Origin of the sequence: Synechococcus sp. Nb3U1 (assembly GCF_021533835.1) — a bacterium.
Lineage (GTDB): Bacteria > Cyanobacteriota > Cyanobacteriia > Thermostichales > Thermostichaceae > Thermostichus.
Genome location: NZ_JAKFYQ010000001.1, coordinates 1,527,138 through 1,549,534, shown reverse-complemented (window position 1 = coordinate 1,549,534; position 22,397 = coordinate 1,527,138). Strand labels below are relative to the sequence as shown.

At 53.6% G+C, this 22,397-nt stretch carries 20 protein-coding genes and 1 pseudogene; 7 read left to right on the top strand and 14 right to left on the bottom strand.

Going from position 1 to position 22,397, the window contains the following annotated elements; translation table 11 throughout:
• Positions 1-5: 5 nt before the first annotated feature.
• Positions 6-638: a Vat family streptogramin A O-acetyltransferase gene (locus L1047_RS07195; protein WP_235278214.1), complete on the top strand. Its 633-nt coding sequence runs from the start codon at positions 6-8 to the stop codon at positions 636-638.
• A 93-nt stretch (positions 639-731) separates the two neighbouring features.
• The gene (locus L1047_RS07190) at positions 732-1,310 is read left to right on the top strand and encodes a gamma carbonic anhydrase family protein (RefSeq protein WP_443081683.1); all 579 of its coding nucleotides are present in this window, start codon (positions 732-734) and stop codon (positions 1,308-1,310) included.
• A gap of 52 nt (positions 1,311-1,362) precedes the next feature.
• On the opposite strand, the gene L1047_RS07185 is transcribed toward L1047_RS07190, so the two are convergent.
• From L1047_RS07185 to L1047_RS07165, 5 genes are all read right to left on the bottom strand, one after another.
• Positions 1,363-2,823, bottom strand: coding sequence for a circularly permuted type 2 ATP-grasp protein (locus tag L1047_RS07185; RefSeq protein WP_235278213.1), 1,461 nt, complete (start codon positions 2,821-2,823; stop codon positions 1,363-1,365).
• A gap of 103 nt (positions 2,824-2,926) precedes the next feature.
• Complete coding sequence (locus L1047_RS07180; RefSeq protein ID WP_235278212.1) at positions 2,927-3,385, bottom strand: fasciclin domain-containing protein; 459 nt, start codon at positions 3,383-3,385, stop codon at positions 2,927-2,929.
• Between the two features lie 81 nt (positions 3,386-3,466).
• Complete coding sequence (locus L1047_RS07175) at positions 3,467-4,777, bottom strand: CO2 hydration protein (RefSeq protein ID WP_235278211.1); 1,311 nt, start codon at positions 4,775-4,777, stop codon at positions 3,467-3,469.
• A gap of 81 nt (positions 4,778-4,858) precedes the next feature.
• A complete protein-coding gene (locus tag L1047_RS07170; RefSeq protein ID WP_235278883.1) occupies positions 4,859-6,346 on the bottom strand; it encodes an NADH-quinone oxidoreductase subunit M in 1,488 nt (495 codons plus the stop codon).
• 39 nt (positions 6,347-6,385) lie between these two features.
• The gene (locus L1047_RS07165) at positions 6,386-8,221 is read right to left on the bottom strand and encodes an NAD(P)H-quinone oxidoreductase subunit F (RefSeq protein ID WP_235278210.1); all 1,836 of its coding nucleotides are present in this window, start codon (positions 8,219-8,221) and stop codon (positions 6,386-6,388) included.
• Positions 8,222-8,492: 271 nt separating this feature from the next.
• Between L1047_RS07165 and mgtE the strand changes: the two genes are divergently transcribed.
• Positions 8,493-9,893 (top strand): magnesium transporter, encoded by a 1,401-nt coding sequence (gene mgtE, locus L1047_RS07160; protein WP_235278209.1) that lies wholly within the window; start codon positions 8,493-8,495, stop codon positions 9,891-9,893.
• A 52-nt stretch (positions 9,894-9,945) separates the two neighbouring features.
• Positions 9,946-10,743, top strand: coding sequence for a hypothetical protein (locus L1047_RS07155; RefSeq protein WP_235278208.1), 798 nt, complete (start codon positions 9,946-9,948; stop codon positions 10,741-10,743).
• Here L1047_RS07155 and L1047_RS07150 read toward each other — a convergent pair.
• The 6 genes and pseudogenes from L1047_RS07150 to glmU form a co-directional block, all read right to left on the bottom strand.
• Positions 10,702-11,664 carry an AEC family transporter gene (locus tag L1047_RS07150; protein WP_235278207.1) on the bottom strand — a complete coding sequence of 321 codons (963 nt, stop codon included), beginning with the start codon at positions 11,662-11,664 and terminating at the stop codon, positions 10,702-10,704. The genes L1047_RS07155 and L1047_RS07150 overlap by 42 nt on opposite strands.
• 70 nt (positions 11,665-11,734) lie before the next feature.
• Positions 11,735-12,991 carry a 4-hydroxy-3-methylbut-2-enyl diphosphate reductase gene (locus L1047_RS07145; RefSeq protein WP_235278206.1) on the bottom strand — a complete coding sequence of 419 codons (1,257 nt, stop codon included), beginning with the start codon at positions 12,989-12,991 and terminating at the stop codon, positions 11,735-11,737.
• 156 nt (positions 12,992-13,147) lie between these two features.
• Positions 13,148-13,423, bottom strand: coding sequence for a lipopolysaccharide assembly protein LapA domain-containing protein (locus L1047_RS07140; protein ID WP_235278205.1), 276 nt, complete (start codon positions 13,421-13,423; stop codon positions 13,148-13,150).
• Positions 13,424-13,445: 22 nt separating this feature from the next.
• On the bottom strand, positions 13,446-13,922 hold the full coding sequence (locus tag L1047_RS07135) for a pentapeptide repeat-containing protein (protein WP_235278204.1): 477 nt from the start codon (positions 13,920-13,922) through the stop codon (positions 13,446-13,448).
• Between the two features lie 260 nt (positions 13,923-14,182).
• The gene (locus L1047_RS07130) at positions 14,183-14,599 is read right to left on the bottom strand and encodes a PPC domain-containing DNA-binding protein (protein WP_235278882.1); all 417 of its coding nucleotides are present in this window, start codon (positions 14,597-14,599) and stop codon (positions 14,183-14,185) included.
• A gap of 60 nt (positions 14,600-14,659) precedes the next feature.
• Positions 14,660-16,009 (bottom strand): annotated as a pseudogene (gene glmU, locus L1047_RS07125) (bifunctional UDP-N-acetylglucosamine diphosphorylase/glucosamine-1-phosphate N-acetyltransferase GlmU); the annotation flags it as partial.
• A gap of 152 nt (positions 16,010-16,161) precedes the next feature.
• Here glmU and L1047_RS07120 point away from each other — a divergent pair.
• Positions 16,162-16,584: an SHOCT domain-containing protein gene (locus L1047_RS07120; RefSeq protein ID WP_235278203.1), complete on the top strand. Its 423-nt coding sequence runs from the start codon at positions 16,162-16,164 to the stop codon at positions 16,582-16,584.
• 253 nt (positions 16,585-16,837) lie between these two features.
• A complete protein-coding gene (locus L1047_RS07115) occupies positions 16,838-17,296 on the top strand; it encodes an MAPEG family protein (RefSeq protein WP_235278202.1) in 459 nt (152 codons plus the stop codon).
• A 25-nt stretch (positions 17,297-17,321) separates the two neighbouring features.
• Here L1047_RS07115 and L1047_RS07110 read toward each other — a convergent pair whose 3' ends face one another.
• Together L1047_RS07110 and pcrA are read right to left on the bottom strand one after the other, a co-directional pair.
• Positions 17,322-18,527 carry an AGE family epimerase/isomerase gene (locus L1047_RS07110; RefSeq protein WP_235278201.1) on the bottom strand — a complete coding sequence of 402 codons (1,206 nt, stop codon included), beginning with the start codon at positions 18,525-18,527 and terminating at the stop codon, positions 17,322-17,324.
• Positions 18,528-18,800: 273 nt separating this feature from the next.
• Entirely contained in the window at positions 18,801-21,158 is a 2,358-nt protein-coding gene (gene pcrA, locus L1047_RS07105) for a DNA helicase PcrA (protein ID WP_235278200.1), read from the bottom strand.
• A gap of 333 nt (positions 21,159-21,491) precedes the next feature.
• Between pcrA and L1047_RS07100 the strand changes: the two genes are divergently transcribed.
• A complete protein-coding gene (locus L1047_RS07100; protein WP_235278199.1) occupies positions 21,492-21,941 on the top strand; it encodes a hypothetical protein in 450 nt (149 codons plus the stop codon).
• A gap of 56 nt (positions 21,942-21,997) precedes the next feature.
• Here the strand turns inward: L1047_RS07100 and L1047_RS07095 are convergent, their stop codons facing one another.
• Positions 21,998-22,375: a hypothetical protein gene (locus tag L1047_RS07095; protein WP_235278198.1), complete on the bottom strand. Its 378-nt coding sequence runs from the start codon at positions 22,373-22,375 to the stop codon at positions 21,998-22,000.
• Positions 22,376-22,397 lie beyond the last annotated feature (22 nt).

Here is a 22,397-nt window from a genome sequence, read left to right as displayed (position 1 = left end):
TGAACATGAATGGCCCCGATCCTAAAAATCCTCATCCGATGGTGAATTTCCCACAAATTTGCTTCATCAAAAATACGGTCTCTGATCCAAATATCTCAATTGGGGACTACACCTACTACGACGATCCAGACGATTCGGAAGATTTTCAACGCAATGTTTTGTACCACTACCCTTTTGTGGGGGATCGCCTGATTATCGGTAAGTTTTGTGCCATTGCCCGCGGCGTGAAATTCATTATGAATGGGGCTAATCACGCGATTGCCGGGTTTTCCAGCTTTCCTTTTTTCATCTTTGGCAACGGATGGGAGGGATCCGAACCACCTCTCAATGCTTTTCCCTTTAAGGGAGATACCATCATTGGCAACGATGTTTGGATTGGCTACGATGCCACCCTACTCCCTGGTGTCAAAGTAGGGGATGGAGCAATCATTGGAGCGAAAGCAGTGGTAAGCTGGGATGTGCCCCCTTACACGATTGTGGGTGGAAACCCAGCCCGGGTTCTGCGACAACGCTTTTCTGAGGAGGTGATTCAGGAGCTGTTGCAGATTGCCTGGTGGGATTGGGATATCGAAAAGATCAGTCGGAATCTGGATAAGATCTCAGGAGCCGATATCGTTGCCCTCAGAACCTGCACCTGAGTCGGGTAGATCGGCACAGTCCCTGTCGAGAAGGATCCATTGCCCATGCGTTATTCCCCAAATATGCTCTCCCGGCCTTGGGGGATTCGCTAAATGGAAGAAGCACAGGATACTTGGCCCATTTGGTTGGATCAAGAACCTACGGGAATGGATGAGGTCGCTTTTATCGCCGCCAATGCCACCGTGATCGGAACCGTGGAACTCTCGGAATCTGTGAGCATTTGGTATGGGGCCATTCTGCGGGGGGATATTTCGCCTATTACCATTGGCCGCTGCACTAATATCCAGGACGGGGCGATTGTGCACGGGGATCCCGACCAACCCACGATCATCGGTGAGGAGGTGACCATCGGCCACCGCGCTGTCATCCACAGTGCCCGCATTCAGGGGGGCTGTTTGATCGGCATTGGGGCCACCATCTTGAATGGAGTCACCATTGGAACGGGCAGCATTATTGGTGCCGGAGCTGTAGTCGCCAAGTCGGTGCCACCGCGCTCTTTGGCTGTGGGTACCCCAGCAAAAGCCATCCGCACCCTTACGGAGGAAGAAGTGGAAAAGCTGCGCATCCACGCTCAGCATTACGTGGATTTGGCCCATCAACACGCCAGCCGCTTTGGCAAATTTGGCCGACCAGATACCTCCAGAAAATCTGGAAAATCGCGCTCTAAGTGACTTGGTGACTTTGCACGCTGAGCTTTGCGTGCAATCCGGACGTGAGGCCCTCTCAACAAGCAGGATCCCGACACAGCACCCAGGTATCTTTGCTGCCACCCCCTTGGGAGGAGTTCACCACCAGGGATCCCTTCTTGAGAGCAACGCGGGTCAGCCCGCCAGGATGGACATAAATGTCTTCGCCGTAGAGGATGTAGGGCCGCAAATCCACATGGCAGGCATCCAGGCAAGGACCTTCGCCGCGATCCACCAAAGTTGGAACCCGCGACAGGCATAGGGTGGGTTGAGCGATATAGTTGCGGGGTTGGGCGCGAATTTTCTCGGCAAAGGCAGCCCGTTCCTCAGGTGTGGCCTGGGATCCCATCAACATGCCGTAGCCCCCCGACTCGTTGGCCGCCTTCACCACCAGCTTGTCCAGGTTTTCTAGCACATAGGCTTGATCCTGGGGATCCCAACACAGATAGGTGGGCACATTGGGTAAAATCGCCTCTTCTCCCAGGTAGTAGCGAATCATCTTCGGTACATAGGCGTAGATCACCTTGTCGTCGGCTACCCCCGTCCCTAGGGCATTGGCAATCGCCACCCGACCGGAGCGATACACCTCCAGCAGCCCCGGCACCCCCAGCATCGAATCCGGGCGAAATGCCAGGGGATCGATAAAGTCATCGTCAATACGGCGATAGATCACATCCACCCGTTGCAGACCCTTGGTGGTTCGCATTTGCAAGTAGCCATCCGCCACCACCAGATCCCGTCCTTCCACCAATTCCACCCCCATTTGCTGGGCCAGGAAGGAATGTTCAAAATAGGCGGAGTTGTAAATGCCAGGGGTGAGCACTACCACCGTTGGATTGGCAAGTTGTGGAGGAGTGAGGTGGAGCAGGGTTTCCAGCAAGTGACTAGGGTAATCATCCACTGGCTGGATCCCCATGGTGTTAAAGAGAGCCGGGAAGGTACTTTTCATCACTCGCCGATTTTCCAGTACATATGATACCCCCGACGGACAGCGTAGGTTATCCTCCAGCACATACCAGGTGCCGTCTCGATCCCGAATCAGATCCGTTCCCGTAATGTGGCACCAAATGCCACCCGGTGGGTTTAGCCCAATACAGGGGCGCAAAAACCCCTTGGCCGACTCGATCAGCTCTAGCGGCAGGATCTTGTTTTTGATGATCTTCTGGTCGTGGTAAATATCATCAATAAAGAGGTTGAGGGCATGGATACGCTGTTTCAAGCCCTTTTCCAACCGCTCCCATTCCGCTGCTGAGATGATGCGCGGAATGATATCAAACGGGAAAATCCGCTCAGTGCCCTGGCTATCCCCGTAGACATTGAAAGTAATCCCCATTTGAAAAAACGCTGCCTGCGCCGCCTGTTGTCGGCGTTGCAGTTCTCCTTCTCCGAGGGAGTGGATGCGCTCGATTAACGGTATCGCCTCAGGACGCGGTTGGTTAGCCGCCAAAAACAATTCGTCGTAGAAACCCTCGCCAGGCTCATAAGTATCAAATCGCACGTCTGGGATCCCTTGGGCTGAACATTATCCCTTTTCTACTGTTGGTCGCTCTTCCTCCGCAAAATGTATTTTCAGCTACTTTTTTCTCAGGCGTTACATCTGTTCATGCTTCTGCGGTGGCCGCTAGCTTGGAATTCATGATGGGCCAGAACCAATGCGGGCGCATTAGAATCACTGTATCGATCACATGAATGATGCCATTGTCTGCCTCAATATCCGCCTGAATTACCGTGGCATTATTCACCTCAAAAATATCTTCCTCAATGGTCAGATCAATTGGGGATCCCTCCACAGATCCAACCGTTTGAAACTTGGCCAAATCGGCTTTTTTCAGACGGCCTGGCACTACGTGATAGCAAAGAATGCGAGTCAATTGGGGGATATTCTGTACCAATGTGGTGATCGTCCCGCCCGGCAACTTGGCAAAAGCAGCGTCCGTAGGGGCAAAGACGGTAAATGGGCCGGGGCTCTTGAGGGTATCCACCAAGTTGGCCGCTTTTACAGCTGTCACCAGTGTGGAAAAGCCTTCGACAGAAACGGCGATATCGACAATATCTGGCATGAGTGGGATCCCTTTTGTCGTGAGGTTTTTTATGGTGATTTCAATACTTTGGTGTCACTTGGTGTCACTTGGTGTCAATACTTAGCGGTAGTTCTGGTCTTGAACATAGGTGATGCGAGCGGCTTCTCGGATCCCGTATTCAGGCCGGGCGAAACGGTTCAGTTGCCCTTCGAAATAACGACGATTCATCATCAAATGCCGAGGATTGGGATCATCCAGAGGATAGAGAAAAGCTGCCCTACCCGCTTGGATAACTGCCGAAGTAACGTTGTACATGGAGCGCTGGAAGCTAACCCCCAACTGGATCAGCATATCCTCATCACCCCGGCAATGTTGGCGATAATAATCCACCAAGTACTGAGGCAGAAAGTGGTACATATCCTGATGCAAAAGGGTGGGCGGGATCCCAGCTGTACCCACCGGGAACTTATCCGCATATAGGATCCCGTAGTGATAATCCCGTTGATCGACAGGGATTTGATTGGCCTGAGCATTGTAGGATTTAGTACCTCGGAAAGGAGAGGTACGATAAAATACTGCCTCCACATAAGGAAAAGCCGCTTCATACAGCCAGGTAAAGCCTTTCGATTTGGGCACAATATCGTACCATTCTCCCCGAATCCGAACACGGTGATAAATGGGTCGCCCGGCAATGGCAAAAATCCCATTCACCAAAAAATTCATCGCCTCCGGCACACTGGTGAGCTTGCCCTCGTCGTAGAGATCGCTCATCTCAAAAAAGACCGGGGCCATGATCTCCCAGAATAGACCCAGCACCGAATACATGGTGGCTTGGCGGCACAATTCCATGAACATATCGGGGAAGAGCTTATACAGGCCCTGTAGCAACGGATTTCCCTGTACATAAGCCCGAATCGCCCGATCCGCATTTTGCCTATACTCCTCCGAGTCCATGTAGGGATCCAGCAATCCCCCCATATCCCGGTGCCAGAGCATGGCCCGCATACATTCTTCGGCAAATTCCATATTGATGCGGTCATGCCAAAGGTGATGCAAAATCCGGGGCAGCTTACGCTTTAACTCCCCTTTTTCCATGAACTCCAACAGCTCAGGGTGAGCAGTATCTATGCCGCGCCAAATCCGCAAATCGGCATTGTCCCCAGCATAGTGATTGGCCAGCTTGAGGTATTCATCGGGAATGATGAACTTAAAAAAAGGCAGGGGATCCACAAAAACTTGCTCGGCAATGTAGAGCAAATCCCGCCAGTAAAAATCCATCGGCACCGCATAGGCTTTATAGAGGCCGATGATCTGCATCAGGTTTTCTGGGGTATCTGGCAGCATGGATCCTCCTGCTTCCAGGCGATGGATCACATCCGCAAAAGGATGGGTGGAAGGAGGAAGTTTGGTGGCTGCGAGGGCTGTGGTCATGGTGTTCTCCATTCAAGAATAATGTCTGCTTGCTTTTCTTGAATCAGGGGATACATTGGGTATCCTAAAATGAAGCCATCTCTACTCTGCAAGATCGGTAGCTTCCGCCAGCATGATGGTTTGAGCTTGAGCCACTTGAGTGGAGAGGGTAAAAGCCAAAGGTTGCGGCCATTTCACCAGATTCATCGGCTGGATCCCGAACCAAAGAATCAACGCCGCTAAGGTCACCCCAGGGATCCGCTCCCAGTTTTCCACCCTTGGGTAATAGGCGGTGCGATTGTCCAATTTGCCGAAGCAAGTACGGTTAAGCAAAATCACAAAGTACACTGCCGTCAGACCTGTACCCAAAATGCCGATCAGTGTGGGCAACGGAAAATCGCTGTAGCTGCCTTGGAAGATCAAAAACTCCGCCACAAACCCCACCAAACCCGGGATCCCGGCACTAGCCATACCTCCCAAAATCAGCAGGGCACTGATCCCCGGCAAACCCCGAATCGGGTTGAGCAAACCATTCAGCACATCCAGATCTCGGGTTCCCACCTTGCGCTCCACCAAGCCTACCAAGTCGAACAGAAGAGCCAAGATCAAGCCATGGGAGACCATTTGCACCATTACCCCCGTCAGGCTGATGGGGGTCGCCGCTGCCATGCCCAGGAGAATGTAGCCCATGTGGCCAATGGAACTGTAGGCCACCATCCGCTTGATATCTTTCTGGGCGATCGCTGCCAAAGCCCCTGCTAACACTGCAATAGCCCCCCACCAGGCGAGGATCCCGCCCAAATCTGCCCAAGCCTGCGGCAACAATTGCAACCCAAAGCGGAACAGACCGTAGGTACCCAGCTTGGAGAGGGCGCCCCCTAGTAGCATCGCCACTGGAGGGGAGGATTCGCCGTAGGCATCCGGCAACCAGGTGTGGAAGGGAATCAACGGCATCTTGATGCCGAAGGCCACGATTACCGCCAGCAGCAGCAACGTTTGAACGGCGGGGCTAAAGTCAGCAATGCGAATCTCCGCCAATTCAAAGCTATGGGGATCCCCAATCCAATAGATGGCCAGAAAGGCCCCCAACAAGAAAATGGCAGAAACGGCGGTATAGATCAGGAACTTGATGGCAGCATAATCCCGTTTACCACTGCCCCAAATGGAGATCAGCAGATAAATCGGGATCAAAACCAGCTCATAGAACAAGAAAAACAAAATCAAATTCTGCGCAGCAAAGGCCCCGTTCACTGCGCCACTCATCAGTAGAATCAAGCCATAAAACAGGTTGGGCCGCTTAACATCCGGTTCGGTGGTTAACACCGCAATCAGAGTGATCAGCCCATTCAACGCCACCATCAACAGCGACAAACCATCCAATCCCAGGGAGTAATTCAACCCCACCTGCGGGATCCAGTCCCATCGCTCCAGCCACTGCATCCCCGCTGTTTGTAGGTCAAAACCGCGAAACAGCAGCAGAGAAATGGCCAACGGGATCCCTGACAACACCACCGCCAGCTTTCGTCCCCCTAACCCCAGAAATAGCAGCAGGGATCCCAGTATCGGCAAGGCAATCAAGACACTCAGCATCATCTCCACCTTCTTTCCTTCTCAGCCTTTGCATCCACCCTAGAGAATGACCCAACCCAAAAGGGCTACCCCCACCACGATTGTCAACAAGTAGGCCTGTAGCTGACCGGAGGTGGTGTATTTCAAAACCTGTCCCCCCGCCAAGACAGCCAAGCTGGTCAAATTCACCAAGCCATCCACCACGTAGCGGTCAAAGAAAGCAGTGATCTCCGAGATAATCCGCACTGCAAATACCACACTGGCCCGGTATAGCTTGGGGGTGTAGAAGTCGTTGGCCAGCAAATCCTGCCAATCGGCCAAAAAGGCCCAATCCACTGCCCGCCGCTCTGGACTGAGGTAAAACCATGCGCCCAAAGCCATCCCCACCAAGCTGGAGCCGACCATGACCCCACTGGGGATCCAGTCCACCGCCGGAATCAGATCCGCCGCCGCCAAGATCATTGGCATGTGCAGCGCCACCCCCATCACCGCCGTGGTAGGCAGCATCATCGGCCAGTGCACCTCCGGCGAACGCTCACTCATTTGCTGCGGTTTGCCTCCCCAGATCAGGCCAAACACCCGCATCAGCCCCAGGGCAGCGATGCCATTGGTGACGGTCAAGACCGCTACCCACAGCCCCTGCCCGGATTGCCACATTTGCTGCCACAAATCCGTCAGTACCCAGAAGGAGCCAAAGGGGGGCAGAGCCAGTATTCCCGCCATCCCGATCAAAAAGCACAGCCCTGACACAGGCCGCCGCGACCACAATCCACCTAAATAGCGCAAATCCTGAGTGATACTGTTCCAGATCACGGTGCCCGGCGCCATCACCAGCAGAGCCATCGCCGGAGCATAGGTGAGCAAAAACCCGTAGGCTTGCTGGGTATGGCCGGTACCCACCGCCACGAAAATCAAACCCATGTAGGCGCTTACTAGGTAGGACAAGGCCCGCTTGGCATCGATCTGGGCTAAGGCCACCAGGGATCCCCCCACCGCCGTCAGTCCACCAATGGTGAGCATCACCGCCAGCACCGTCGGCGAGAGGGCAAACAGGGGCTCTAACCGAATCAACACCCAAGCCCCGGTACCCACCACCACGGCATTGCGCAGAATAGAAGCTGGGATCGGTCCCTCCATCGCCTCATCCAGCCACAGATGTAACGGGAACTGGGCGCACTTGCCCACCGAGCCCGCCAGTAACCCCAGCCCCACCAGCGTGATCAAGGTGGGATCCACGCTTGCCGCTCCCGACTGCACCGATGCCGCCCAAGCGGCCAGTGCCTCAAAATCCCAAGATCCCGTCAGGGGATAGATGGCGATCACCCCCATCAGCAGCAGCAAGTCCCCGATCCGCTTGGTTAAGAAAGCATCCCGCGCCCCGGTCACCACCAGGGATTGGTTAAACCACAACCCCACCAGCAGATAGGTGCCCAGAGTCAAAATTTCCAGAATGATGTAGCTAAAAAACAGGGAGTCACACAAGGCCAAGGCGCACATCCCCCCCTCAAACAAGCCCAGCAAAGAGAAAAATCGCGCCCAGCCCCAGTCCATTTCCATGTAGCCAAAGCCGTAGACCTGAGCCGCCAGGTTCAAGCCCGTCACCAGCACACAGGCTGCCAAGGTTACCTCTGAAACCTGCAGAGGCAACTCCAGCACCAGATCCCCCACCTGCATCCACGGAAACCGCATCACCTGAGTGGGCTGACCCCAAATGGCAACCAATGCCCCAACGCTATGAATAAAAGTCACCAAGCTGAGCAGAGCATTCAAGTACCCAGCTGGACGCGGCCCTGTGCGACGGGTAACTCCGGGCGACCAAATCAACGCCCCTACCCAAGCCAACAAGGCATAGAGGGGAATCATCCAGGTGCTCATCACCAGCCAGTTCCAGTCCATAATCCTCCTTGAGCCAGGGATCCCGGCTTGCTCACGCTACTTGCTGAGATTCTGCAAAAAATCTTAAAAACATGTTAAAGGCAAACGAGAATAGACGAAAATCGAGTTTCGTGATTAAATTCATAGATTTAATTCTATGAGTAATCTTGTCTCGTTCCTCGTCCTTCGTAGGTTTAGACAGCATTCAGGATACTAGAAGGCCAACGCTAACGCTTGGGCAGATTCAGCTTTGCTGGCATAGTTAAGGCTAGAGTCGCAGGGAGGAAAGCTGTTGCACCCCACCACTGGAAGCCCAACCCCGATCCGTTCCGAACTAAGCCGGGAACAATTTTGTGAATTATTGCGAGGCCAACTCAGTCTGTACCTAGCCCAAAACGAGTTGGAGCAGGCGAAATCTCTCCTGTTGCCCGTTCAGCCGGTGGATATTGCCGATGTGATTGGAGAGTTGCCAGAGGCTCAGCAGGCTTTGGCCTTTCGGCTGCTGGCTAAGGATCTGGCCATTCGGGTTTACGAACACTTGGATTTAGAACTGCAGGAAGCTCTGCTGCAAGAGTTCAAAAGCCATGAAATCCAAGATATTCTCGATAAAATGTCGCCGGATGACCGGGCCCGCCTGTTCGACGAGTTACCCGCCAAAGTGGTGACAGCCCTGCTGCCGCAACTAAGCCCGCAAGAACGGGAAGCCACGGCACTACTGCTCGGCTATGCCCCCAACACGGCGGGGCGGATCATGACCCCCGAGCATATTTCCCTAAAGGAGAATCTGACAGCAGCCCAAGCTCTGGAGCGGGTGCGCCTGTTGGCCAGAGAAACCGAAACAATTTACTACCTCTACATCACAGACGCCGAGCGGCATTTAACCGGGGCGCTATCGTTGCGGGAACTGGTGATGGCGGATCCGGCCCAAATGTTGGGAGAGGTGATGAACCGAGAAGTCGTGTTTGTCAGCACCAATACCGACCAAGAAGAAGTGGCACGGGTGATCCAGCGCTATGACCTATTGGCGGTGCCAGTGGTAGACGCAGAACAGCGCCTAGTGGGAATCGTCACGGTAGACGATGTACTGGACATTTTGGAGCAAGAGACCACCAAAGATATCTACTCCTTAGGGGGGGTGCAATCCGGGGAGGATGATTATTTTGATTTGGGTTTATGGCGAGCGGCCCGCAAGCGGGTGGTCTGGTTATTGATTTTGCTGTTTACCAACACCTTCACCAGCACAATCATCGCTGGGCAAGAAGAAGTCTTGAGCGAAGTCATTGCCTTGGCCGCCTTCATTCCGCTGTTGGTGGATAGCGGCGGCAATGTTGGGGCACAGTCTTCGACGGTGGTGATTCGGGGTTTGAGCACGGCGGTGGTGCGCCTCAAGGATGGGTTTGGGGTGCTCGCCCGCGAGGCGACGGTGGGGGCCATGCTGGGGTTGATGCTCAGTGTGATCACCATCGGCTGGGCTTATGCGCTGCAACGGGATCTGTCGGTCGCGATCATCGTCGGGCTGAGCTTATTCAGCATTTCCATTCTCTCTTCCATTTCGGGGGCGGGCTTGCCGTTTCTGTTTCGCTCCTTTGGCTTGGATCCGGCCCTGATGGCGGCCCCTTTTATCACCACGATTGTGGATGTGCTGGGGGTATTGATTTACTTCTACACCGCTCGCTTGGTCTTGGGTATCTGAGGCCAGTGAGTTGGGCTAGGTTGGATCCAGCTCTTGTGTAGGCTCTCTGCCCGTGTCCAACTCTTTTTCACAGGGTGCTCTGCCCGATATTGTCACCTGCTTGGGGGAGGCGTTGGGATCCCTAGAGCTGGGACATGTGCGGGTGCAAGCGCGGGTTTCCGGCCATCGCCTACTGCTGCGGCTAGAAGGAGAGCCTCTCCCGGAGCCGGACAGCCTACTGGCGAGTCTGGCTCCTACCTTGGAGCACATCGCCCTAACTTGGGGGCAGCGCCATGTGGAGCTGTTTGGCTTTCTGACAAACGAAGGGATCCCGGAATGGCATCGGCAATGGGAAGGACAGGTTCAGCTGAATCCCAACGGCACTCTGTACCGAGCCAAACAGGGGGATGTGGAGGCAATCCACTATTTGTTGAACTATCTGCTGCGCAATGAAGGGATCCATGCCCGCATCCACCTGAATCGTAAGCTGGGCTTGTTACAGATTAATTTGCAAGCTGTTGAACCCCCTGATCCCGCCTGGGCCAAGGATTTCATGCGACGTACCTTGGCTCGCTTGGAATTGACTTTTTTACAGCAGTTGCGGCTGTCTGGCCAGAAACTCGGTTCTTTCTTGCCCACCTGGAGTCAGGAATTTGACCTCAAACAAGCCAGCTTTTGGCAAGTCCCCCCGGTTCGCGCCCGTGTTCCCTGGGTACAAGACCGACCCGATTCGGATCCCAGCTCTGAGGAAGACCCAGAACCTCAGCGGACGGATGCTCCAGCGCCAGAATTGGAACCCGATCTGGCCTATGGCTCGGTGCAAGATCCCTCAGGCTCCCCACAACTTGAGCCAAAGGGGCAAAGTCAATAAAACCGCCAAGTATCCCACCGCCAAAGCGGTCACGGTAATCTCCCGATCTAGGTCATATTCTTCCGTGAGCACCAAGGTAGCAATAGCGGGGGGCATGCCAGACTGCAAAACCAGTACCAACTTGGCCAGAGGTGGGTAAGAGGTAAAGGCTAAACCTATTCCCACCAGTAAAGGGACAAGCAATAACTTAATCAAGAGGGCCACTCCGGCTGGACGAAAGGATCCCCAATGTTTGACTTGCGCCAGCCGCATCCCCAACAACATCAAACTGAGCGGAATCATGCCCCAGGCAAAAGCGCTAAGCCCCTGAGAGAGCCACCCCGGCGGCGGTTCACGCACCAGCAGAAGGCCCATCCCAAACGACCAAAGGGCAGGGGTGCGCAGGATATGGATCCCAACCTGCCAGGCTTGGATGCAGGAGTTGCCGTAGCGACTAGCCACCCAAACCCCAAACCCGTAGGCCATAAATAGGGTGCCCAAGAGGTCATAAAACAATGCCCAGCCAAAGTAGGTCGTTCCTGCCACCGCTAGACAAATGGGATAGCCCAAATAGCCGGTATTCCCGAGGGTTGCGGCCAGATGAAAACTACCCTGCTGGGCACTGCTCCAGGGCATGGGAGCTGTCGGTGCTAAGCCTTCCCTACGCAGGTGTTGCCACCAGAGCCAAGCACTGGCCATCCCGGCTCCCAGCCCCACCGACAGCCAGCAGATCAGAGGGGCAACCCAGATTTGCCCGGATAGATCTACTCCCTGCATAAACCCGATGATGCTGAGGGGTACCCCCACCCAGAACATGAATCGCCCCAGCGGATGGGGGCCTACCCAACGATTCCACCCGGTGGGCATGACTTTCTGGAGAAGAAACCCCAGTATTGTCCAGCCCAGCAATGGCGAGTAGACCTGAAAAAGGGTGGTAAACACGCAAAGGTAGCCTCAAAGAGCGTATGGGATCCCGATCCCATCAGGGTTTCGGAACCCCATCAGGCAGCTGTTAGGAAGGGATCCGACGGGGTTCACGCAGGGCAAAAATGCGCCGAATCACTTCTTCCACCACGCGATCCGGTGTCGAGGCTCCGGAGGTAATGCCAATTCGAACTGGCCCATCGGGCAGCCACCCTTCTGTAACAGTTAGGTCTTGATGGAGGGGCTTGTGGCGGATGCGGTTGTGGGCTTGGATGCAGTCGGGGCCATCAATATGAAAAGAGGGCAACCCTTTTTCTAGGGCAATCTCCTGCAGGTGGGTGGTATTCGAAGAATTGAATCCACCAATCACCACCATGACATCCAAAGGATCCTCAATCAGCTCGAACATGGCATCCTGTCGTTCTTGGGTGGCGTTGCAGATGGTGTTGAAACTCATGAAGTGGTCATCCAACTGTTGCGGGCCGTATTTGCGCAGCATCGTCGTTTCAAAAAGTTTGGCGATGGCGCGGGTTTCCCCTTCTAGCATGGTGGTTTGGTTGGCGATGCCGATCCGCTCCAAATCTTGATTCGGATCAAAACCGGGAGAGGTGGCTTTGCTAAACCGCTGCTGAAAGTCTGCCGCATCTCCTCCTTCTAGAATGTAGCGAGCAACCCATTCCGCTTCCTCCAGGTTTAGAACCACCAGATATTTTTGGGCAAAGGAACTGGTGGCGAGGGTTTCTTCGTGGTTGTATTTGCCGTGGATGACGGACGTGAACTGTGCAGCCCGATGCTTATCCACCTGGTTCCAAACTCGGGAGACCCAAGGGCAGGTGGTATCGACAATCTCATTCCCCTGCGACCGGAAAAACTCCATTTCCGGCACACTTGCTCCAAAGGCCGGCCAGAGCACCACATCCTGGGGCTGAATTTGAGAAAAATCCTTTTTCCCATCCGGGCCTTTGCCGACGAAGCGGATCCCCATATCCTTGAGGTGCTGATTGACCAGGGGATTATGGATGATCTCGTTGGTGATCCACAGTCGCCGATCCGGGAAGCGTCGCCGCGCCTCATAGGCATACTCTACGGCTCGTTCCACTCCCCAGCAGAAGCCAAAAGCCTTGGCCAGGTGAATGGTGATCTCTCCTTGCTGATAGCGGTAAAATTGGGTGCGGATTTGCTCGACAAGGGGACTTTTGTAGGTGGTTTGTAGATCCGATTGCACCTGATCTTTGTGTTCTTCAAACCCTTTGGCAAAGTAGGTGTCGGATCCGCGTAGGGCCTTGCGCAGCGCCCGTGGATCTTGTGGGGAGATATTAGGGGAAGAGGGTTGAGAATGAGCCATTGTTACGATCAGTCCAAGAATCCTTCCTCAGCTTACGCCCAGTCCTGGATATCTGTGTCATCTATGGGGAACTGGCTGACTTTGTTTAGGGTTTAAGGCTTCCCAAAATCTTTGCTGAGCAGGAGAGTAGCCTCAAGTATCTGCAAGTATCTGAGGTTATTGGGGTGGTTGATCTTGCATTTCCAATTGGCGTACCCGTTCCTGCAGTTGGCGGGCGGTGGTGGAGAAGCTGCGTCCCGGCCAGAGGAAAGAGCCCAGCCCCACCGTCAACAGGCCTAAGCCAACTGCCAAAGTTATCACCAAGCCCAAGGGCAGCTCCACCGAGCGCAACATCAAAAAATGCACGGTCAGAGAAGTGAGGTTTTGCCCAGCTAGCACCGCTACCCCCAGAGCCAGCAGCACAGTTAAGGCCAAGTTGAACAGCAGTAACATACGGGATCCCGTCGCAACAGTTCTATTCTGCCTTGTCCACCACTGGATCAGCCCAAGGCCGCACCGTCCCATCCGGCAAAGTAGCCCCCCTCAGATCGGCCCCGGTTAGAACAGCACCTCCCATTTTTGCCCCGCTCAGATCGGATCCCTGCAATTGCGCACGGGTGAGTTTTGCCTCCCAGAGATAGGCTCCGTGCAGGTTGGTCTCCCGGAGATCGGCAAAGCTGAGATCCGCCCCGATGAGGTTGGCCTCCCAGAGATTGGCCCCATAAAGGCTGGCCCCCATCAGGTTAGCCGAGCTGAGATCGGCCCCGCGCAAATCGGCTCCCTGCAGATTGACCCCACTCAATTTGCCAAAGGAGAGGTTGGCCCCCTTCAGATCCGCATCCTGCAGGGTGGAACGCACCAGATCCACACCGATCAAATTGGATTCTTGAAAATTGCGCTCGCCAGCGGCGTACATTGCCAGTAATTCATCAGCCGTTGTAACTCGGGGCATGGCCAGATTCCGCCAATCTGTGCATTAACCTTAGCAACCACGGATTGCCCAACTGGGTACTCATTTTTGGGCTGGTTCACGCTGTAATCACTCAAGAAGACCCCAGCCTTGCCCTCCAGTATCGGATCGGGATCCCGGTGCTTTATGCTGCCTAATATACCACTTACCCACGGAAAAACAGGGCTCACTGATCCCAAGAGAGGATCCCTATCCCCAAATCTTCCGGTTGTGTTTGCATGAGATTCAATTGGTGGTGATTGTCAGGGATCCCCTGCGGCTTGTTCAATCTGCAATTCCAGGTAGCCCGTGGTTGGATCCGGTTGGCGGGAGAAACGATGCGCTAGGCTGTCTGCGAGCACAATTTCGGCAGTGGTGTAGATGAGGCAGCCGGGGCGCAGGTGCCCACCCCAGGTTTTACCCTGCGAATCGGCAACAGTCAGGTGTAGATGTAGGCCATCGGCACATAGGGATCCGTTCAAGGCCAGGATTTCCAGTCGTTCCGCCAACAGATGATCCCCGGTTTGGTCAGCTAGGCGCAGGGTAGCTTGGCTGAGGCTGCCAATGGCGGTCAGCACAAACCCTGCTTGCAGCGGTTGTTGACGGGCAAAGTGTTCCAATTCTTGCTTGAGATCTTGGCCGGGGCAGAGTCGCAACGGATAGATCTTGAGGGATCCCACAGGCGGGGTTTTGGGATCCGTCTTGGGATCTAAGTTGCGGGTCGAACGGATCCCCAGTCGCCAACCGGGCTTGATCACCGGATGGGGGCGAGCGATGGCCAAACAATTATCCGGCAGATCGTGGCGAGGGGGAATGGTGGAGCCGGCGGCGATGGTGACATCGGATCCCACCCTGAGGGGGGCCACCAAAACGGAATTGGCTCCGGTTTTGCTGCGATCTCCAATCTCGGTGAAATGTTTCTGCTGGCCATCGTAATTGGCGATGATCGTGCCCGCCCCGATATTCACCTGGGATCCCAGCTTGGCATCTCCCAAGTAGGACAGGTGAGCAGCATTGCTATGGGATCCCATTTGGGCGCTTTTGGTTTCTACAAAGTTGCCGATGCGGCAGTGGTCCGCAATCTGGCTGTGGGGGCGCACATGGGCATAGGGTCCCACCCAGGTATGGTCACCGATGTGGCTGTGGCTTACCACCGAGTAGAGGATCTGGCAGCCTGTCCCGATGGTGCTGGATTCGATCCAGCTGCCAGGCCCCAAGCGGGTTCCGGAGCCGATTCGGCAAGCTCCCCGCAGATGGGTTTGGGGCTCGATGATCACATCCGGGGCCAGTTCTACGGCTTCTTCTAGGCTGACGCTCTCCGGATCCACGAAGGTAACCCCTGCTTCCATCCAGGACTGCTTGAGGCGATCCTGCCAAATTTGATAAGCATGGGCCAGTTGGCGCCGGTCGTTAATGCCGACAATTTCTTGCGGATCCGAGACATCCAGTGCCATCGCCTTTCCCACCAGACCGACAGCATCTGTTAAGTAATACTCCTGTTGGGCATTGCTGCTGCCCAAGTTGGGGAGCACCTCCGCCAGAGCCAACCAATCGAAACAATACACGCCACTGTTGATGCGCCGATTTTGCCGTTGTGCCGGGGTGCAATCCCGTTCTTCCACCAATTCCAAAATGCGCTGCTGCGCATCGCAAAACACCCGCCCATACCCATAGGGATCCGCCACTTGTGCCGATAGCAAGGTTACCCCCGGCCTGACTTGACGATGACGCTCCACCAAAGCTTGTAGGGTTTCTGCCCGTAACAGAGGTACATCCCCGTTGATCACCAGCAGATCCCCTTGAAACTCAGGCAATAGGGGCAACAGTTGTTGAACGGCGTGTCCGGTGCCCAATTGCTGGGTTTGCTCAACAAATTCGACCGGATATTCTTGCAGGGCTTGGCGCACTTTCTCCTGCTGGTAGCCCACGATCACCAGGCAACGGTGGGGATCCAGAGTCAGCACGGTTTGCAGCAGCCGCTCAATTAAAGATAGGGATCCCAGTTTGTGCAATACCTTCGGCAAATCAGAGCGCATGCGGGTGCCTTTGCCCGCCGCCAAGATTGCCACCGTCAGCTCTCGCTCTGCCATACCCACCCCCAGATCTGCCCCCATAAAGTATACGCGGCAGAATTCTGCTCAAATGTAATGCTAGTTAGGTGTCATTTAAGTTCGAAAAGCCCCGGAACTGAGGTCGAAACTTGAGCTAGCCTGATGGCACGTCTAGGTGGCTCAGACAGACTATGGCCGAGAGCAAAAGCCCAGCTCACCGCGAAGGTCAGCGGTTGATCCGAGAGGTGGCAGGCTGGTTGTCGATGCTGGGAGTGCTCATACCCGGTTTGCAACGCTTCTACATGGGCCACAAACGCTGGGGTTGGGGTTACTTGGGGGTGGGCCTGCTGGTTTTTATTCCCTCCATTCCGTTGCAGATCCTGAGCTATACTTTGCGAGCCTTCTGCTTAATGGAGGGCCTGTGGATTTTAACCATGACCAATGCCGATTTTGATTTTCGCTTTAATCGGGATTTGATCGGGTTGGAGTGGAAAAGTGTGGAAGGGCGGGAATCTCAGGATCCGGAGCAGCAATTGGAGAGCCAGTTAAAACAGGGGTTGATTACCCGCGCTGAGTATGAAGAGCGCCGCCAAAAAATCCGTAAAATTTCCTAAAGAGATCCTCAAAAGATCTTCAAAAAAAGCAGTAAGGCATCCCTGCATGGGTCTTACAGTCTTTTCTGACTTCATGTGGGTCTACATGTGGATCTGTGGATCTAAAGTTTAGCCAGACCTCTGTCAGGTCAAGGATTGACCTGAGTTAGCTGTAGTAGTAGATAACGCTGGAAAAAGCTGTATCTTCTCTTAACCTGAAGAAGTGCTTCTGCGGCGACAATGAGAGGGATCCTGAACTCTTGCTTGCCAATCCATGTTGCAGAACCTTTCCCTCGAAGCGATTCCTCTATTCTCTGTTGCGGCGGCCATGTTTTTGGTTTATCTGCCAATGGGAGTGGTGGGCTATGCTCGTGCCCGCGTCGGATACGATGTTAGTGCTCCCCGTGCTATGTTCGACCGATTACCTCCCTACGGGCAACGGGCCACTTGGGCACATGAAAATGGCTTTGAAACATTCGGGATGTTTGCGGCAGCCGCGTTGATCGCCTATATCACTGGGCCCCACCTGGATCCCTGGTACTTTGGCCTGACTGGAGAGGAAGGGGTGGCGGTGTTGTGTGGGGTGTTTCTGGTGGCGCGGCTGCTTTACAACCTTTGCTACATCGCTGATATTCCCATCGGGCGTTCCCTCTCTTTTCTGGCGGGATCCTTGTCAACATTAGGTCTGTTGCTGATCAGCTTGTTGCCGTTGCTAGGGACGGGCTTGGCTTAGCCATCCGGGATCCAGAATCTAATCTCTAGTGGCTCTGGGGGTCTCTAGCGTCGATCTTGAGGCTGCGCAACACCTCGTAGCAAGCCCCCATCGTGTGGTAGTCGGTTTTGCCAGCGGGGCTTTTCAGATCATCATATTTCTGGTTGGCACGGTTCAAGATGCGATACCAGGCTCCATGTTGGTGATCGATGAAATGCTCCCAACTGTAGGCCCAGACGCGGTCATACCAATCCCAATAGCTGGGATCCCCTGTCCGCAGAGCCAACAGAGCTGCTGCTGCCAAAGATTCTGCCTGTACCCAGAAGTATTTGTCGCTATCGCAAACTTGCCCTTGTAAATCCAGCCCGTAGCAGAGCCCGCCATACTCGGGATCCCAGGCCGATGACATGGCTCGGTCAAACAAAAATTGGGCCTGGGAGAGCCAATCCGTCTGGGGAGCATAGCGTTCCAAAATCAGGAGCAATTTGGCCCATTCCGTTTGGTGGCCCGGTTGATAGCCCCAGGGGCGGAAGAGGTGACGTGGATCCGAGCGGTTGTAGTCCCAGTCGGGATCCCAGTTGGGGTCATAATGTTCCCAGATCAGCCCCAGAGGCGAAAGAGCCGCCTGTCGTTCACAGAGGTTGTGGGCTAGGGTGAGGGCCCGTTTCAGATAAAGTGAGTCTTGGGTAGCCTCATAGGCGGCAATTAGGGCCTCACAGGTATGCATGTTGGCGTTTTGACCCCGATACGGGGAGAGGGATCCCCAGTTGGCGGTGAATTCATCGGCATACAGGCCATCAGCTTCTGACCAAAAGTGTTCTTCCATCAGGTCAAAGGTCTCGGCCAGGTACTGGGCACACTCTGAGATCCCGGCTTTGAGGCCCCAGGCATAGGCCAAGAGCACAAAGGCATGGCCGTAGCAGTGCAGGGTGGGATCCGCCACTTCTAAACCTCGCAAAATCCAGACATAACCTCCTTGGCAATGCTTCTTGCGCAAAAAGCGGATGCCGTGCTCGGCCCAAGTGCGATACTCCGGGTTTTGGAAATACACTGCCGCCATGGCGTAGTTAAAGACAAAGCGGGTGCTGCTCACCAAGTGGCGGGTTTCACGGTCGTAAAGACTGCCGTCATCCCGAAAGTGCTGGAAAAATCCCCCTTGTGGATCGATGCAGCGGGGATGATAAAACGCCAGGGTCTGACGAATGTGATCTTCTAGGAAGCGGGGATCCCGGAAGTTGGGCAGTGGGTGCATCGGGGTGGTTCAGAAGGCGAGGGATTGCTGTTATCCGTATAGAATTATTTCCACAAGATTTCCACAAAGTTGCTGCAAGGAAAACGCCGAAAGATGAACAACGAACCTACTTTAATAAGAACTTTAATAAGAAGAATACTCTGGGGACAGTGCTACGCGGGACAAAACAGACCCCATGCAAGCTGATCTGCGTTGCCCTGTGGGCCACTACAGGCGAACGCGCTAGCATGCCCTTGGCGTAAGGAGCTGTTTGACTGTAGCAGCATAGCCACCTCAGCTTATTCTTTGAATCGGGGCAATCCTCGGATCCAAGATTTTCTGCTGACCAATCCCAGGGAATTTAACCGCAACTGTGACCCGTTCGCCGCTGCCAAAGACATGGGTAATGTGTCCCTGCCCAAACTGCGGATGCTCCAGGCGATCCCCGACCGACCAATGTTCCGAGCGAGAGTGCCGCGTTGCTGGCCGTGTTTTAGATGCAGCGGAGATAGAGAGGGTCGTGCCGCGGGAGAGCTGCCGGGGAATGGCACCGGGTTTATCCAATTCGATCAACTCCTTAGGCAGCTCACTTAAAAATAAAGAGGGGATAGCGGCTTCTCGATTGCCGTACAGGCGTCGTTCGCTGGCATGGCTGATAAACAACTGCTCCTGTGCACGGGTGATGCCCACATAGCAAAGTCGGCGTTCTTCCTCCAAAGAAGCGGGATCTTCCAAGGCCCGGAAATTGGGGAAAAGTCCTTGCTCCACACCCACTAGGAAAACCACCGGGAACTCCAGCCCCTTGGAAGAATGTAACGTCATTAAGGAGACTTTTTCCAAACCTTCTTGTAAGTTATCCAAATCAGAAGCCAGAGACACATTACTCAAGAATGCCTCAAGGCTGGGATCCCCTTGTTCCTCTTCAAACTGGCGGGCTGCATTATAGAGTTCCATCACATTTCGTGCTCGTTCCTCTGCTTCTTCTGTGGCTTGAGCTTTCAAATCTTCTAAATACCCAGAATCTCGCAATAACCCTTCCAAAATCTCCGTAGCTTTTGCCTGAGAAAGCTGTTGATGCCAGTGTTCTAGCAGTTGAACAAATTGGATAACAGGTTTGGCTGAGCGTCCTGCCAAGGTGTGGATTGAAGTCTCATCGCTAAGGATTTCCCATAAAGGCACATTTAAGGCAGCTGCCGCTTGAGTTAATTTATCGATTGTGGATTTACCAATGCCCCGTCGCGGCACATTGATGATACGCAACAAACTGAGGGAGTCAGCTGGGTTGGCCACCGCTCGTAGATACGCAATCACATCTTTGATTTCTTTGCGGTCGTAAAACCGTTGTCCACCCACTACAACGTAAGGGATCCCCCAACGCATCAAAACTTCCTCAAAGGGGCGAGATTGGGCATTGGTGCGATAAAGAATGGCGAAATCTCCCCAAGAATTATTGGGATCCTTACTCTCTAAGCGTTTGATAGCATTCACTACAAATTCCGCCTCGGACATCTCGTTGTCCGCTTGATGACAAAAGATCGGATCCCCTTGAGAACGTGTGGGCTTAAGCACTTTCTCAATACGTTCGGTGTTGTTATCGATCAAGGCATTCGCTGCTTGCAAGATTGTGGCTGTGGATCGGTAGTTCTCCTCAAGCTTCACCATCGTGCGGGTATCATCATCCGGTAGGCCATCGCCAAAGGCTTCTTGAAACTCCATCAGAATTGTAAAATCTGCCCCGCGAAATCGATAGATACTCTGGTCGGCGTCCCCCACCACAAAAATAGAGCGATTTTTCCAGTTCAACTGAGATTTGCGCATCTCGCCATTGGTAGCTAGTAGTTGAATCAGTTCATATTGTGTGCGGTTGGTGTCTTGATATTCATCCACTAAGATATGTCGAAAACGCTGATGCCAGTAAGCTAAAGCTTGCTCATTTTGACGAAAAAGTTGTACAGGTATCCAGATCAGATCGTCAAAGTCTAGAGCATTGTTAGCAGCTAGTTGATCTTCGTAGAGTTCGTAGACCTGGGCGATGGTACGACCCCGGAAGTTGGGCTGATGGTGTTCTAAATCAGCAGGAGTCCAACCTTGGTTCTTGGCATTGCTGATGGCGTAGCGTACTGATTTGGGATCAAATCTGCGATCGTCCAGATTCAGTTGTTTGGTGACGATCTCTTTAACCAGTAATTGGGCATCAGACTCATCAAAAATGGAGAAATTTCGTGTCCATTTTCGCCCCTTGGGATCCTGATATTTTTCAATATCCAGTCGTAAAATCCGAGAGAACAAACTGTGAAAGGTACCAATCCAAAGGGGTTTGATGAGCCGTCGGTAAACGCTGGACTTGAGGCGGGTCACCTGGGCTGGCTCCAACTGTGCCATAGGGATCCCGAATTGTTCATAAGCTTCCTGCTCCACAAAAAGCTGCTCAATGCGCTCTTTCATCTCACGGGCTGCTTTGTTGGTGAAAGTCACCGCCAAAATTTCTGCTGGATCCACCTGATGTTGGCGAACCAGATGGGCAATGCGGTGAGTAAGGGCGCGGGTCTTGCCAGAACCTGCCCCAGCTACTACCAGTAACGGGCCACAAAAATGTTGCACTGCCTGGCGTTGAGAGGGGTTGAGGGTATCCAACCAAGAGGCATGAGTCATGACGTAGGGCAAACCGGAAACTGCTTTCTATTATGGGCACAACCTCCGAGGCCACAAGCCGGGGTATAGGGGGTGCGCCAAGAGGAGGATCAGCTAAGATTTGGCCGGCCTATCCTCAGGGATCCCTGCGAGATTGCTATGAACCTATTGTTGCTCTGTGAGTACATCGTTACCGATTGGTATCGGATCTTTCTTCAAGCCAAAACTTCTCACTTGAGATTTACAGTTTCATTTTTAACCGGAATTGCGCTGCTTTCATTATTGGGAATTGTTGAACCCGTCCAAGCCAACAGTTGTCCAAACAATGGTAATAAAGGATCCCTCACCTTCAAAGTGGAGAGTATCTTTGGAGATCAGCTAGATTTGGGCCAATACGATGGCATTCAGGCGTTGATTTTAACCAATAGCCGTACCCGCTCTGAATCGGAATCTCTTTCCAAAAGTTTGGCACTGGAGTTTGGAAAAAACCCTCGCCTACGACAAATTGTATTGGTGGATGGTAGAGGGTTAGTTCTCTTACGGGACTTGGTGTTGCAGTTTATCCGTGAGAGTATCCCAACGGATCCCCGTCTGGTTTCTGAATATGTACATGTATCAGTAGATTTTGCAGGGGAAACTGTTGAAGATATCCAAGAAATTATTTCAGATACTCTACCAGGAATTGACTTGCGCCAGCAGGCGGTCTTACTGCTTCTGGATGGACAGGGAACACCTGTAAGTGGGTTTAGCAACTTGGAGCAGTCTAACCTCAAAATCCGGCAATGTATTCGCACCTTGATTTAATGAATTGATTTAATGCAATCTGCGCAGCTCCCAAGATATAGCTCCCAGGACATAGCTTAGTAGAGAAAAGTTTCCGAAACACCATTTACCGATACTGTATACTCACCACGAGGCAATCCTTGCATGGGTAGCCGGAAGGCAATCTCAAAGGGGGCTAAAACTTGGATACACACCACATCAGCGGGGCGAAGGGTTTCCAAGGTAACGGTAAACTCCCGAGTAGCTGTTGCGGCGGTGATGATGGGCTCTTGCAGTTGAGTACAGGGATCCCCAACAAAACCCTGCACTTCCACCGCAACCTGAGGGGGTTCGGATGTCAGGATGAAGATTTCAATGGAGTTAACAGTGGCTAAACCCCGGATGTCTGGCCTAGGGCTAATAAGGGCTTCAGTCGAGGAAGAACAAGCGCTTATAGCAATCAGGGATCCTATCATCCCTATCATCCAATCAGGGATT

Coding starts and splice junctions, on each gene's coding strand:
- L1047_RS07120 (WP_235278203.1), top strand. CDS start 16,162: ATGGCCGAGAGCAAAAGCCCAGCTCACCGCGAAGGTCAGCGGTTGATC.
- L1047_RS07110 (WP_235278201.1), bottom strand. CDS start 18,527: ATGCACCCACTGCCCAACTTCCGGGATCCCCGCTTCCTAGAAGATCAC.
- L1047_RS07140 (WP_235278205.1), bottom strand. CDS start 13,423: ATGTTACTGCTGTTCAACTTGGCCTTAACTGTGCTGCTGGCTCTGGGG.
- L1047_RS07175 (WP_235278211.1), bottom strand. CDS start 4,777: ATGACCACAGCCCTCGCAGCCACCAAACTTCCTCCTTCCACCCATCCT.
- L1047_RS07165 (WP_235278210.1), bottom strand. CDS start 8,221: ATGGACTGGAACTGGCTGGTGATGAGCACCTGGATGATTCCCCTCTAT.
- L1047_RS07135 (WP_235278204.1), bottom strand. CDS start 13,922: ATGCCCCGAGTTACAACGGCTGATGAATTACTGGCAATGTACGCCGCT.
- L1047_RS07095 (WP_235278198.1), bottom strand. CDS start 22,375: ATGATAGGATCCCTGATTGCTATAAGCGCTTGTTCTTCCTCGACTGAA.
- L1047_RS07145 (WP_235278206.1), bottom strand. CDS start 12,991: ATGGCTCATTCTCAACCCTCTTCCCCTAATATCTCCCCACAAGATCCA.
- L1047_RS07170 (WP_235278883.1), bottom strand. CDS start 6,346: ATGCTGAGTGTCTTGATTGCCTTGCCGATACTGGGATCCCTGCTGCTA.
- L1047_RS07180 (WP_235278212.1), bottom strand. CDS start 3,385: ATGCCAGATATTGTCGATATCGCCGTTTCTGTCGAAGGCTTTTCCACA.
- pcrA (WP_235278200.1), bottom strand. CDS start 21,158: ATGACTCATGCCTCTTGGTTGGATACCCTCAACCCCTCTCAACGCCAG.
- L1047_RS07195 (WP_235278214.1), top strand. CDS start 6: ATGAATGGCCCCGATCCTAAAAATCCTCATCCGATGGTGAATTTCCCA.
- L1047_RS07115 (WP_235278202.1), top strand. CDS start 16,838: ATGTTGCAGAACCTTTCCCTCGAAGCGATTCCTCTATTCTCTGTTGCG.
- L1047_RS07190 (WP_443081683.1), top strand. CDS start 732: ATGGAAGAAGCACAGGATACTTGGCCCATTTGGTTGGATCAAGAACCT.